The organism is Lentzea sp. NPDC058436 (assembly GCF_042721515.1).
Classification (GTDB): Bacteria; Actinomycetota; Actinomycetes; order Mycobacteriales; family Pseudonocardiaceae; genus Lentzea.
Window position 1 is genome coordinate 1 of sequence record NZ_JBHXLF010000010.1, and the last position, 13203, is coordinate 13203.

A 13203-nucleotide genomic window follows, 5' to 3' on the forward strand; every position below is an offset into this window, starting at 1 on the left:
GACGAAGAGCGTGTCGACTTGACCTCACCCCTCAGGTGCAGCAAGAGCTATGGCGCGACTCGTGATGGGACCCCACCGCCCGGCCAGCTTGCTAAGGACGGCTCGCCTGCGGCATCGCGGCAATCGTCCGGCTCGCCTTCGGCATCGCACCTGTCGTGCGGCTCGCCTTCGGCGTCGCTGGGCCCATCCGCCAGTCGCCGCTCAGCCCGTCCCGCTCAGCCCTGGTCGGCAGCGCCCCACCTTGCCCCGACCCGCCTTGCTCCGACTCGACTCGGCCCGCCTCGCTCCGACTCGACTCGGCCCGCCTCGCTCCGACTCGACTTGGCCCGCCTCGCCCGACCCGCCTCGCCTCGCGCCGCCTCGCCTCGCGCCGACCAGCCTCGCTCCGACCCGCCCCGACCAGCCTTGCTCGACCCACTTCGCCGAGCCAGGCCCGCTGCACCCCAGTCCAGACCTGCCTCGCCCGGCCAGCCCACACCCCGCCTCGCCTCGCCCGGCCAGCCCACACCCCGCCTCGCCTCGCCCGAGCTGGCCTGCCCCGCCTCTTCCCTGCCCGGCCTCTACCCGGCCCCTCGCCTCGCCCGTCAGCGGTTCTGCGCGTACGCCGCCAGCCCCGCCAACTGCACCGGGTCCAGGGACGGGCGCACCACCCCACGTGCCTTGGCCAGGTGCGCCTGCGTCACCTCCGCCGCCTCCAGCGACTCCCGCATCGCCGTCAGCGCTGCCTCGCGGACCAGGGCCGCGCAGTCCGCCGCCGAGTACATGTCCAGCTCGCCTGCCAGCGTGGCGAGGTCCACGTCGCCTGCCAGCGGCGTGTTGCGGGACGACGCCTTGAGGATTTCCGTGCGTGCCTCGGCGTCCGGTGGCGGCACGTAGATGATGCGTTCCAGCCTGCCTGGGCGGAGTAGCGCCGGGTCGATCAGTTCCGGGCGGTTGGTGGCGGCGATGACCACCACGTCTCGCAGGGGTTCTACGCCGTCCAGTTCGGTCAGGAGGGCGGCTACCACTCGGTCGGCCACGCCTGAGTCCGAGGACTGGCCTCGGCGGGGGGCCAGGGCGTCCACCTCGTCCAGGAAGACGAGGGCCGGGGCGGCGTCTGCTGCTCGGCGGAAGAGTTCTCGGACTGCTCGTTCCGACTCGCCCACGAACTTGTCCATCAGCTCTGCGCCCTTGACGGTCAGGACGTTGAGCTGGCCCGTGCCCGCGAGGGCTCGGACGAGGAACGTCTTGCCGCATCCCGGTGGGCCGTAGAGGAGGAGGCCTCGCGGGGGTTCCACGCCCAGGCGTGCGAAGGAGTCCGGGTAGCGCAGGGGCCAGAGGGCCGCTTCCGTGAGGGCCTGCTTGACCTCCTTCATGTCGCCGACGTCGTCCAGCGTCAGGCCGCCTGTCTGGACTGTGTCCGAGGCGGACATGGAGATCGGGCGCACGGTGTTGAGGGCGCCCAGCAGGTCTTCTTGTCCCACACGGGGTTCTTGTACTTCGCGTTGGCGGAGGGCTGCTCGGACCGCTGCCTCGCGGCGCAGGGCGCAGAGGTCCGCTGCCACGAAGCCCGGTGTCCGGGCGGCCACCTCGCCGAAGTCCACATCGGACTCCAGGGGGACGTCGCGGAGCAGTACGCGCAGCAGTTCGGTGCGGCCCGCTGTGTCGGGGAGGGGGAGTGCCAGTTCGCGGTCGACCAGGTCTGGGGCTCGCAGGCGAGCGTCCACCGATTCTGCTCGGGCCGAGGTGACGACCAGTGCGAGGTTCGGGCGGGAGATGGCCGTGCGCAGGATGTCCAGGACGACGGTCGCCACGGGCGGTGGGGCGGTGGGGAGCAGGGCGTCGATGTCCGTCAGGAGCAGGACCGTGGGCTGCTCCGGGACGCCCGCGATCGCGTCGCCGAGTTGCTTCGCCATCGCGCCCGGTTCCAGTACGGCGATGCTCGGGGCGGCCAGTTCGACCACCAGGGCGTCGACGGACCTGGCCACCGCGCGCACCAGCGTTGCCTTGCCGACGCCTTCCGGGCCGCTGACCATGGCCGCGAGGCGGGCTGAGGCGCCCAGCTTCGTGAGGAGTTCGGGCTGGCGGAACATCAGCTCCAGCCACTCGGTCAGCCGGCGCGCCTGCTCGCGCTGGCCCACCAGGTCCGCGACGGGCAGCGCCTCGTGCTTCTCCTGCACCACCACGGGTGTCACCTCGGCAGCGGGGGCCGACGCCGAACGCCACCCCACGACGCTCGACGGCTGCACCGCCACCGGGCCCGCGGGGTCGGTCGAGGTGATGGTGATGAGCTCGTTGGTCCACGTCATGCCGATGGCGTTGGACAGCTTGCGGCGCGTCTCGGACACGTTCGCGCCGGGCGGCGGCGCGAGGTCCTGGGGGAGCAGCGAGACGTTGTCGCCCACCGTCAGCACCTTGCCCGTCAACGCCATGCGCACGTGGTCGGGCGTCAGCGCCGTGGTCGCGAGCCGCGAGCCCGCGACGGTGATCGACCGCGCTGCGGTCACCTCCACCGGAGCCACGACGATCTCCGACCCCTCGACGACGCCGAGGTTCGTGAGCGTCACGTCGTCGACCAGCACCACGCCCGGCGGCTGTTCGCCCGAGGCGGCCAGCGCGGCGCTCACGCGGGCGCCGGTCAGCTTCACCGCGTCCCACGCGCGCAGGCCCAGCGCGTCGAGCACCTCCGGGTGGAGGCGGACGACACCGCGCCGGGTGTCCAGAGCGGACGGGGACAGGCGAGCCGTCAGCGTGATCACGCCCACGACTCTAGTTCCTCGCGGCGAGCGCGCCGGTTGTTCGACTGACCTGAACGGAGTCTTCCTGGCAGTCGCGCCTGAACCGGGCGAACGAGAACGGGCCGGACACGATGAACGTGTCCGGCCCGCGATCGGAGAACTGTCAGCGCTTCGGCTGGCGCCTCAGGCCCAGCTGCCGCCAGGAACGACGGCGTCCGTTGGTGGAAGGCGCAGCACCCTCCACAGTGGAACCCTCACGCCGAGGCCGGCGCACGGCACGCATGGCCGCACCGGCCACACGACCGCGCAACGGCTGGCGCAGGCCGAGCCGACGTGCCGCGACACCGTGCGCCCGCTTGATCGCGCGACGGTCGGCACCGGTGACGGTCCACGCCTCCGGGTGCTTCGACAGCCACATGTACCGCCGCACCGAGTAGGGCAAGTGCGCCAGGTACAAGACCATCGCCACGATCAACGCCACCAGCGGGTAGGTGATCACAGCGGCCGCCAGCAGACCGACGCCCACCAGCAAAGGCGCTGCCGCGCGCGGCGGCACCTTCACCGTCTTCACCGACAGCGTCGGGATGCGCGACACCAGGAGCATCGCGACGAGGACGGTCCACCCGGCCACGACGTAGGAGTTGTTCCACCAGCCGTCGGTGCGGACCTGCTCCTCGATGATCAGGGGCAGCAGCAGCAACAACCCGCCTGCCGGAGCCGGGACGCCGACGAAGAACTCCTTCGCGAACGGCGGTTGTTCCTTCTCCAGCAACGTGTTGAAGCGGGCCAGGCGGACCACCATGCAGACCGCGAAGATCAGCGCGATGACCCAGCCGGCGCGGTTGCCCTCGAACTTCCAGAGGTAGATCGCGAGGGCGGGCGCGACGCCGAACGAGATGGCGTCGGCCAGCGAGTCGAGTTCCGCGCCCATCTTCGACGTCGCGTCCAGCAGGCGGGCGATGCGGCCGTCGAGCCCGTCGAAGATGGCCGCCGCCCCGATCGAGGCGATGGCCGCGCCCCACATGCCGACGTTCGCGAAGTGCACCGCGGACAGGCCCGAGCACATGGCCAGGACCGTGATCGCGTTCGGCAGCAGGCGGACGCCGGGCCCGCTGGGCGCCACTTAAGCCTCCGGGAGTTCGGCGAGAACGGTCTCGCCGCCGATGGTGCGCTGGCCGGCCTCGACCAGGACGCGGCTGCCGCGCGGCACGTAGAGGTCCACGCGCGAGCCGAAGCGGATCAGGCCGTAGGTCTGGCCGGCGGTGACCTTCTCTCCCTCGGCGACCTCGCACACGATGCGGCGGGCGACGAGGCCGGCGATCTGCACGACGACGAGGTCGTGGCCGTCGACCGTGCGCAGCCACACGGTGTTGCGCTCGTTCTCCTCGGAGGCCTTGTCGAGATCGGCCGAGAGGAACTTGCCGGGGTGGTACGAGACCTGGACGACCTCGCCGTCCGCGGGCACGCGCTGCACGTGCACGTCGAAGACCGAGAGGAAGACGCTGACGCGCGTCATCGGCTGGGAGCCGAGGCCGAGCTCGGCGGGCGGGACGGCGTCGACCACGTGCGAGACGGTGCCGTCGGCCGGGGCCACGGCGAGGTTCGGACGGGTCGGCGTCACGCGCTTCGGCTCGCGGAAGAACCACGCCACCCACGCCGTGACCAGCGCGAGGACGACGCCCAGGCGCTTGAAGCGCAGCCGGACGAGGAGGGTCGCGATCGCCGCACCGGCGACGAACGGGCGCCCTGCCGGGTGCATCGGCGGCACCATGCCGCGCGCGAGTTCGAGGAAGTGGGAGACGGGCTTCTCGCTGCTCATCGTGTCTGTGGGTTCCGTAGCTTCCGTGGATTGTCGGGCGGCATCACGCTACGGCAACACCCCAAACCGCCCAGCGGGACTGCCGGAAAGACAAGTGGCCGGTCGGCCCGTGCATCCCCCGACGAATGCACGGGCCCACCGGCACCTGCGGGCAGTGTAATCCCCGTCACATGGGGTGAACAACGTCGCTGGGTGAGCGTTCCGTCACAATCCGTTGACGCCGAGCGCGTGCAGCCAGGACCGCACCTCGGGCACCCGATTAGCGTCACGCACGGCGGGGGCGACGAGGTCGTCCGGGTAGACCGCAGCTCCGTCCGCCATCCGCAGCACGAAGAGTCCGCCCCAGTTGAGTTCCAGCACCGCGCGGTTAGCCGACACGAGCTGGTCGGCCACCATGCAGCCCAGGAGTTCCGTCACGGCGTCGACGGCGGCGTCGTGCACCGCCTCCGGGGTCAGCGAGGCGTCGACCGGACGTCCGGTGAGGTCGTGCAGCCTGCCCTGCTCCAACGCGGTCAGCACGGCGCCGAGGGTGTCGCCGATCTTGCTGACCCTGCCCGCGTGCCGCAGCCCGTCGGCGTAGCGCCGCACGAGCAGCGGGCCGGTCAACGGCGCGAGCTCCTCCCACGTGATCGGCGGGCCCTGCACCTCGATCAACGAGGCGACCGCGTCGGAGGACGTCCCGTCGAGCAGCGACCACGCGGACCGCTCGTCGACGGCCTCGGCGACGCCGTAGGAGGGGAAGAGCCGCGCGATCGTCGCCACCCGCTCGCGGATCGGCGGGTGGCTGTCGAACACCGACGACGGCTCCTGCGCCGCCAGCAACGGCTCGATCTCGCGCAGCTGGTGCACGCGTCGCGGGTGGTCCAGGTACGCGCGGAACCCCTCCAGCAACGGCGGGGTGCGCCCGGCGATCACGGCCAGCGAGACGTACCAGCGCAGGTAGTCGGCCCACGCCTCGCCGAGCGGGCCGGTCCGCAGCAACGACCGCGTCGTCGCCTCCCGCCCGGCCGCCGCCACGGACACCTCGTCGGCGAACTGCTCGTGCTTGCGGCTCTCCGAGGCCGCGACCAGCGCGTACAGGCGGGCCCACGCGTAGAGCACGCCGGTCGTGTCGAACCGCCCGGCGCCGAGCCCGAGGGCGAGCTTCGCGCGGTACGTGAACGCGGAGACCTTCGTGTGCCCGCCGCCGTAGTGACCCAGCTCGTGCGCCAGCACCGACCGCAGCTCACCGATGCTCATGCCCGCCACGAACGGCAGCCCGAGCTCCAGGTACCGCGTGCCGTGGCGTTCCCAGACACCCGCGTTGGGCTCGCTGACCAGGCGGATGTCGTCGGGTCCTCGGGTGCCGGCGATCCGCGCCAGCTCGTCGACGTGCCGCCACAGCTCCGGATGCGTCGCGCGGGTCAGCGCGCTGCCGCTGGGCTTCGGGCTCGACCACACGGCGACGGCCATCGCGACCAGCGGCGGGCCGCCGAGCACCAGCGCCAGCGCGCTCAGGATCAGCCCGCCCTCGACGTCGTCGCGCTGGAAGAGCGTGAGCGCCAGCCCTCCCAGGCCGGCGAACAGCACCACCGCGAGCACGAAGAACCCGGCGAGCATCACCAGTGCCAGCGCCGCTCTCATGTCCCTGCTTCCCCCAGATCGTTCAGAACTACTGCAGGTATCTCACGGTGACCTCTGCTCCCGCAGCCAGTTCGGTCACGTCCTCCGGCACCTCGATCAGGCAGTTGGACAGCGCGAGCGCCGACAGCAGGTGCGATCCAGGCCCGCCCACGGGCGTCACGACCTGGCCGGACGACGGGTCGTGCAGGCCGCGCCGGAACTGCGTCCTGCCCGCGGGGGACGTCAGGCCGGTCGTGATCGTCGCCTGCGCGGTGAGGCGGTCCGGCCGCGGGTGGCCCATCGACGCCAGCAGCGCAGGCCGCACGAACACCTCGAACGACACCTGCGCGCTCACCGGGTTGCCCGGCAGCGACAGCACCGGCACGCCCTCGTACACGCCGGAGCCCTGCGGCCCGCCCGGCTGCATCGCGACCTTGGTGAACTGCACGTCGTGATCCGCGAGGGCGTCCTTGACCACCTCGTACGCGCCCGCGCTGACCCCGCCGGACGTCACGATCACGTCCACCGCGCCCAGGTAGGGCTTCAGTGCCTGGTGGAACGCCTCGACATCGTCCGGCACGAACCGCAGCTGCGTGGCGACGCAGCCCGCGTCCCGCACGGAGGAGGCGAGCATCATGCCGTTGGACTCGTAGATCTGGCCCATCTCCAGCGGACGGCCCGGTTCGACCAGCTCGGAGCCCGTCGACAGGACCAGCACGCGCGGACGGCGGCGCACCGGCAGCTCGGGCAGGCCCAGCGCGGAGGCGAGACCCAGCGTGGACGGGCGCAGCACCGTGCCCGCGGCCAGCACCGCGTCACCCTTCTGCACGTCGTCGCCGCCGGTGCGGATGTTCTGGCCGGGCTCGACGCCCCGGTGGATCGCGACGGTCTCCGTGCCGCCGTCGGTCCACTCGACCTGGACCACCGCGTCGGCGCCGGGCGGGACCGGGGCGCCGGTCATGATCCGCTGCACCGTGCCGGGCTCCAGCGGGTTCAGCTCGGTGCGGCCCGCGGGGATGTCGTCGGCCACGACGAGACGGACCGTCTCGTCTCGTTTCAGGTCGGCGGCCCGCACCGCGTACCCGTCCATCGCGGAGTTGTCGAACGGCGGCAGGGCGAGCGGCGCGATGACGTCGGCGGCGAGCACGAGTCCGAGGCACTCCTCGAGCGGGAGCTGCAGCACGGGCATCAGCCCGACGAGATCCCGGACGCGCTTGCGGTGTTCGGCGACAGAGGTGGGGGGCACGACTGCATACTGCCAACGACGCGGCGAACGTGACGACCGCGTTGCCCCGTTTCACCCCGGAGGTGTTGTTCGTGCAGGTCAGGACCAGGCACACGCCGACGTTCGGCGTGGCGAGACTCGTCCTCGCACCCGGCGAGGCGGTGCTGGTCGACCCGCTGACCATCGCGGCGACGAGCTACGGGCTCGTGGTCGAGGTGAGGGGCCAGGTCGCGCTGTGCACGGCGGGCGCGGAGGGCGGCTGGATGGACGCGACGCCCGTGCTGCCCGGCGACCTGCACCAGGTCGAGCTCGACGGGAGCCACGGCTGGTGCGTGTCGCGGCACGGCTGGATCGCGTCGAGCAGCACGGTGGCGATGAACCCGGAGGCGCCGCCGATGCAGGCGATCTTCGGGGGCGTCGAGGGCTTCATGAACTACGCGCACGGCAAGGGCGCCGTGGTGCTCGCCTGCTACGGCGCGCTGGACCTCGTGACGCTGGAGGCCGGAGAAGCCGTGACCATCAGCAGCGATCACGTCGTGGCGTTCCCGGACACCGTGCAATGCCGTCTCCGGCCGTCGGTCCCGGATGGCGTGCAATCCATTCAGACAGGTGAGGGCCTGGTGTTCGACTTCGCCGGTCCAGGGGCCGTGCTGACGCAGTCGCGTGGACCGCGGCGGCTCACCACCTGGTTGCGCGCCAACGGAGTCAGCCCCCGTTCATGACTCCGTAAGGAGGTATCCGCGTGAGATTTCTTCTTTTAGCGTTGCTCTCTGCGCTATGCGTGAGATGCGTGATCTGAAGGAGGACGTCTTGGCTCTCGGTACCGTCAAGTGGTTCAACTCCGAAAAGGGATACGGCTTCATCGCGACCGATGGCGGGCCCGACGTGTTCGTGCACTACTCGGCGATCCAGATGGAAGGCTTCCGGACGCTCTCAGAAGGCGACCGGGTGGAGTTCGAGGTGCAGGCCGGACGGGACGGGCGCAGCCAGGCGTCGGACGTGCGGCGGGCCGGATAGCGACCCGCTCCCGAGTCCTCCTGATCACAGCTTGGGCCAACCCGGGGCAAGCCGATCTCGCCGGACGTTAGGCTGCCTCGCGTGTCGGAGGACCTGAGCGGACGGCGAATCGCGCATTACCGGATCGACGGAGTGCTCGGCCGCGGTGGCATGAGCGTGACGTACCGGGCCACGGACGTGAGGCTGGGGCGAAAAGTCGCGCTCAAGGTCATCGGTGAGCACCTGGCGCCCGACGCGGAGTTCCGCGAGCGGTTCGTGGACGAGGCGCGCAACACCTCGGCGATCGACCACGCGAACATCGTGCCGCTGTACGACTTCGACGAGGTCGACGGCCTGCTCTACATCGCGATGCGGCTCGTGGACGGCAAGGACCTCGCGGTCCACATCAAGGAGGGTCCGCTCACGCCCGTGCGTGCGTTGACGCTGCTCGGCCAGGCCGCCGACGCGCTCGACATGCTGCACGGCAAGGGCCTCGTGCACCTCGACGTGAAGCCGGCCAACGTGCTGGTCACGCAGAAGGAGGGCGTGCGCGAGCACGTCTACGTCGCCGACTTCGGCCTGACCCGCCGCGGCGCCACCGGCCACCGCACCCGAACGGGTGATTTCCTCGGCTCGCCGACCTACGCGGCGCCGGAACACCTGCGCGGCGAGCCCGTCGACGGCCGCACCGACCAGTACGCGCTCGCGTGCATGCTCTTCGCCTGCCTGTCGGGCCGTCCGCCGTTCCAGGGCGGCGTGCAGGAGGTCATCCAGGGCCACCTCGGCTCGACCGTCCCCGCGTTGTCGCAGCTCGTGGCGCTGCCGCCGGCCATCGACGAGGTGATCCGCAAGGGCACCTCGAAGGACCCTGCTCAGCGGTACGCGAACTGCGCCGAGCTGATCAGCGCCGCCCGCGTCGCTCTCGCCGGGGTCGCGCAGGGCTCGGCTCCCGCTCAACTCGGGCCGCAGTCCGGCTCGTTCCCCGCCCAGTCGCCGGTGTCCGGGCCGATGCCCGCGCAGCAGGGGCAGTACCAGGGCGGCGGGTACCAGCAGCAGTTGCAGGACCCGGTCCGGCTGCGCCCGCCGAACCAGGTGGGCGTGAGCGCGTTCACGTCCGGCAAGAAGGGCCGGCCCGCGTGGTTCGCGCCGGTCATCGCGGCCGCGGTGGCGATCGTCGTGATCATCATCATCGTGGTGATCCTGTCGCCGGGAGACGAACCCGCACGCCAGCCCAAGACGAGCTCCGCGCCGTCGCTGAACATCGGCGACGAGCCGACCTCGCGCAAGCCGCTGCCGACCTCCGTGCCCGTCCGCACCTCACCCTGAGTTCGCTTGCACTCGCCGCACCCGAGTGCTAAACACGAACTAGCACTCGGGCAAGTGGAGTGCCAAAGACAGTGAGGCTAGGACTGGTGAGGCCCTTCCGGGGGTCGTCCGTCGCGGGCACCACCCTGGTCACTCGCACCGTGTTCCGCTGTGGGCTCTGCCGGCCCGCAGTGGCCCAGAATCCACAAAGGCGGAGGAACACACCGCAATGGCCAAGATGATTGCGTTCGACGAGGACGCCCGCCGCGGTCTCGAGCGGGGTATGAACACCCTCGCTGACGCCGTCAAGGTGACGCTCGGCCCGAAGGGCCGCAACGTCGTGCTCGAGAAGAAGTGGGGTGCGCCGACGATCACCAACGACGGCGTGTCCATCGCGAAGGAGATCGAGCTCGAGGACCCGTGGGAGAAGATCGGGGCCGAGCTCGTCAAGGAGGTCGCGAAGAAGACCGACGACGTCGCCGGTGACGGCACGACGACCGCGACCGTTCTCGCCCAGGCTCTGGTGCGCGAGGGCCTGCGCAACGTGGCCGCCGGCGCCAACCCGCTGGGCCTCAAGCGCGGCATCGAGCAGGCCGTCGAGGCCATCGCCGAGCAGCTGCTGAAGAACGCCAAGGAGATCGAGACGAAGGAGCAGATCGCTGCTACCGCGTCCATCTCCGCCGCTGACCCCACGATCGGCGAGCTCATCGCCGAGGCGATGGACAAGGTCGGCAAGGAAGGCGTCATCACCGTCGAGGAGAGCAACACCCTCGGTCTCGAGCTCGAGCTCACCGAAGGCATGCGCTTCGACAAGGGCTACATCTCCGGTTACTTCGTGACCGACCCCGAGCGTCAGGAAGCGGTCCTCGAAGACCCGTACATCCTGCTGTTCGGCTCCAAGATCTCCACGGTCAAGGACCTGCTCCCGCTCCTGGAGAAGGTCATGCAGGGCGGCAAGCCGCTGCTGATCATCTCCGAGGACGTCGAGGGCGAGGCCCTGGCCACGCTGGTCGTCAACAAGATCCGCGGCACCTTCAAGTCCGTCGCCGTCAAGGCGCCCGGCTTCGGTGACCGCCGCAAGGCCATCCTCCAGGACATCGCCACCCTCACTGGTGGCCAGGTCATCACCGAGGACGTCGGCCTCAAGCTGGAGAACGCCGACATCTCGCTGCTGGGCAAGGCCCGCAAGGTCGTCGTCACCAAGGACGAGACGACCATCGTCGAGGGTTCGGGCGACGCGGAGCAGATCCAGGGCCGCGTCAACCAGATCCGCGCCGAGATCGACAAGTCGGACTCCGACTACGACCGCGAGAAGCTCCAGGAGCGCCTCGCCAAGCTCGCCGGCGGCGTCGCCGTCATCAAGGCGGGCGCGGCCACCGAGGTCGAGCTCAAGGAGCGCAAGCACCGCATCGAGGACGCCGTTCGCAACGCGAAGGCCGCCGTCGAAGAGGGCATCGTCGCCGGTGGTGGCGTCGCGCTGCTGCAGGCCGCCGAGGCCGCCTTCGCGGGCCTGAAGCTCACGGGCGACGAGGCCACTGGCGCGAACATCGTCAAGGTCGCCGTCGAGGCCCCGCTGAAGCAGATCGCCGTCAACGCCGGCCTCGAAGGCGGCGTCGTGGTCGAGCGCGTCAAGTCCCTCCCCTCTGGCGAGGGCCTGGACGCCGCGACCGGCGAGTACAAGGACCTGATCAAGGCGGGCATCATCGACCCGGCCAAGGTCACCCGTTCCGCGCTGCAGAACGCCGCGTCCATCGCCGCCCTGTTCCTGACGACGGAAGCCGTCGTCGCGGACAAGCCGGAGAAGAACGCCGCGCCGGCCGCGCCGGACGCCGGCGGCATGGACTTCTGAGTCCTACCGCTCCGCTCCACCTCCGGGAGGCCCGGTTCGCTTCGGCGAGCCGGGCCTCCCGGCATTTCCGGGCGCCGTTGGGGAGGTCGGTGGGCTCGCCGGGTCGGGGAGGCAGGCGCGTCAGCGGCGCTGAGGGGCACTGGCGGGGAGCCGCCGCGACTGGCGCGTGGTCGTGGCGCTGCGGGGTACCGGCGGGGAGGAACCCTGCCTGCCGCTGGATCAGGAGCTGCCGAGAGGCGGTCGCCCGCGACTCCCCGGTCAGCCCGCGTCCGCCACGACGCCCGCAGCCCCGGCGGTGCCCTGAGCAGCGGCCTCATCTGCAGCCTCGTTCGCCGCCACGATCTCGACGACGTTCTCCTCCGCCCACACGCGCAACGCGGCCAGAGGCACCTCCAGCGACAGCCCCAGCTCCGTGAGCCGGTAGTGCACCTGAGGCGGCACCGTGGGCTCCACCCGCCGTCCCGCCAGGCCGTCCCGGACAAGGCTGCGCAACGTCACCGCCAGCATCTTCTGCGAGATCCCCGGCATCCGCCGCCGCAGGTCCGCGAACCGCACCTCGCCCGGCGCCGCCTCGGCCAGCACCTTCACGGCCATCGACGTCCACTTCGTGCCGAGGCGGTCGAGCACCTGTCGGGTGGGGCAGTCGGGAACGAACAGGTCGCCACGCCGTGCCTGAGCGGTCACCTGGACCTCACCACCTGACGGGAAAGTGCCTTCTGGTCTGCCGAACGCAGGTTACCTACCGTTTCAAGGTAACCAAGAGAAACCAGGGGAGACCATGGTCGCCAAGCTGACCAGCATCAACACCAACGGCATCACGATGAACGTCGCCATCGAGGGCGAAGGCCCGCCGGTCGTGCTCCTGCACGGTTTCCCGCACACCTGGCAGCTGTGGCGCGAGGTGATGGGGCCGCTGGCCGCACACCGCAGGGTGATCGCTCCCGACCTGCGCGGCTTCGGTGGCAGCACGCGGGCGGAGGACGGGTTCGACGCGGACACGATGGCGTCGGACCTCGAAGGACTATTGGACGCGCTGCGAGAAGAGAGCGCGGACGTCGTGGCGATCGACGCCGGAGTGCCCTCGGCGTTCCTGTTCGCGCTGCGAAGGCCGGAACGGGTGCGCAGGCTCGTGCTGATGGAGTCGACGCTGGGCACGCTGGCGGGGGCGGAGGACTTCTTCGCCGCGGGGCCGCCGTGGTGGTTCGGCTTCCACGCCGTGCCGGGGCTCGCCGAACGCGTCGTCGCCGACGCCGAAGCGGAGTACCTCGACTTCTTCCTGCAAGCAGGCACGCCCAACAGCGGGCTGCCGCCGGAGCTGAGGGCGGCGTTCGTCGAGGCGTACACGGGGACGGACGCCCTGCGGTGCGCGTTCTCGTACTACCGGGAGCTACCGCGCAGCGGTCGTCAGATCGCGGAGGCCGTGGCCACGCGCAGGCTGACGGTGCCCACCCTCGCGGTCGGCGCGCACCCGGTCGGACCGGCGTTGCACCGGCAGCTCGAACCCGTCGCGGACAGCCTGAGCGCGAGCGAGATTCCCGACTGCGGTCACATCATCCCTCTTGACCGCCCTCGCGAACTGCTCTCGATCCTGCTGCCGTTCCTCGACGCGTCATCGCCGTGAAATGCCCCAGTGCGATCCCACTCCGCCGAAATCCCCAGAACCCCAGAACGTCAAATCCGCCGCACCGCC

General features: G+C 70.9%; 11 protein-coding genes. 5 read left to right on the forward strand and 6 right to left on the reverse strand.

What is annotated here, in order from left to right:
- Nucleotides 1–584: 584 nt before the first annotated feature.
- From ACFWN2_RS29315 to glp, 5 genes are all read right to left on the reverse strand, one after another.
- Entirely contained in the window at nucleotides 585–2738 is a 2154-nt protein-coding gene (locus ACFWN2_RS29315; protein ID WP_382432798.1) for an AAA family ATPase, read from the reverse strand.
- 142 nt (nucleotides 2739–2880) lie between these two features.
- Nucleotides 2881–3840 carry a CDP-diacylglycerol--serine O-phosphatidyltransferase gene (gene pssA / locus ACFWN2_RS29320; RefSeq protein ID WP_382432800.1) on the reverse strand — a complete coding sequence of 320 codons (960 nt, stop codon included), beginning with the start codon at nucleotides 3838–3840 and terminating at the stop codon, nucleotides 2881–2883.
- Nucleotides 3841–4536 carry a phosphatidylserine decarboxylase gene (locus ACFWN2_RS29325; RefSeq protein ID WP_089908648.1) on the reverse strand — a complete coding sequence of 232 codons (696 nt, stop codon included), beginning with the start codon at nucleotides 4534–4536 and terminating at the stop codon, nucleotides 3841–3843. It lies immediately after the preceding gene.
- Nucleotides 4537–4740: 204 nt separating this feature from the next.
- On the reverse strand, nucleotides 4741–6159 hold the full coding sequence (locus tag ACFWN2_RS29330; protein ID WP_382432802.1) for a M48 family metallopeptidase: 1419 nt from the start codon (nucleotides 6157–6159) through the stop codon (nucleotides 4741–4743).
- 28 nt (nucleotides 6160–6187) lie between these two features.
- A complete protein-coding gene (gene glp, locus ACFWN2_RS29335; RefSeq protein WP_382432804.1) occupies nucleotides 6188–7384 on the reverse strand; it encodes a gephyrin-like molybdotransferase Glp in 1197 nt (398 codons plus the stop codon).
- A 29-nt stretch (nucleotides 7385–7413) separates the two neighbouring features.
- On the opposite strand from glp, the gene ACFWN2_RS29340 reads away from it, so the two are divergent.
- The 4 genes from ACFWN2_RS29340 (at nucleotide 7414) to groL (ending at nucleotide 11513) form a co-directional block, all read left to right on the forward strand.
- On the forward strand, nucleotides 7414–8085 hold the full coding sequence (locus ACFWN2_RS29340; protein ID WP_382432805.1) for an AIM24 family protein: 672 nt from the start codon (nucleotides 7414–7416) through the stop codon (nucleotides 8083–8085).
- Between the two features lie 88 nt (nucleotides 8086–8173).
- Nucleotides 8174–8380, forward strand: a complete 207-nt coding sequence (locus ACFWN2_RS29345; protein ID WP_030470913.1) for a cold-shock protein — start codon at nucleotides 8174–8176, stop codon at nucleotides 8378–8380.
- A gap of 81 nt (nucleotides 8381–8461) precedes the next feature.
- Nucleotides 8462–9685, forward strand: coding sequence for a serine/threonine-protein kinase (locus ACFWN2_RS29350; RefSeq protein WP_382432807.1), 1224 nt, complete (start codon nucleotides 8462–8464; stop codon nucleotides 9683–9685).
- Nucleotides 9686–9893: 208 nt separating this feature from the next.
- Entirely contained in the window at nucleotides 9894–11513 is a 1620-nt protein-coding gene (gene groL, locus ACFWN2_RS29355) for a chaperonin GroEL (protein WP_382432809.1), read from the forward strand.
- A gap of 258 nt (nucleotides 11514–11771) precedes the next feature.
- Here groL and ACFWN2_RS29360 read toward each other — a convergent pair whose 3' ends face one another.
- Nucleotides 11772–12197, reverse strand: coding sequence for a winged helix-turn-helix transcriptional regulator (locus ACFWN2_RS29360; protein ID WP_382432811.1), 426 nt, complete (start codon nucleotides 12195–12197; stop codon nucleotides 11772–11774).
- Between the two features lie 94 nt (nucleotides 12198–12291).
- Here ACFWN2_RS29360 and ACFWN2_RS29365 point away from each other — a divergent pair, with 94 nt between their 5' ends.
- Entirely contained in the window at nucleotides 12292–13134 is an 843-nt protein-coding gene (locus ACFWN2_RS29365) for an alpha/beta fold hydrolase (RefSeq protein WP_382432813.1), read from the forward strand.
- Nucleotides 13135–13203 lie beyond the last annotated feature (69 nt).

Excerpts from the sequence above, each read along its gene's own strand:
- ACFWN2_RS29325 (WP_089908648.1), bottom strand. The coding sequence starts at position 4,536 with ATGAGCAGCGAGAAGCCCGTCTCCCACTTCCTCGAACTCGCGCGCGGC.
- ACFWN2_RS29330 (WP_382432802.1), bottom strand. The coding sequence starts at position 6,159 with ATGAGAGCGGCGCTGGCACTGGTGATGCTCGCCGGGTTCTTCGTGCTC.
- ACFWN2_RS29365 (WP_382432813.1), top strand. The coding sequence starts at position 12,292 with ATGGTCGCCAAGCTGACCAGCATCAACACCAACGGCATCACGATGAAC.
- groL (WP_382432809.1), top strand. The coding sequence starts at position 9,894 with ATGGCCAAGATGATTGCGTTCGACGAGGACGCCCGCCGCGGTCTCGAG.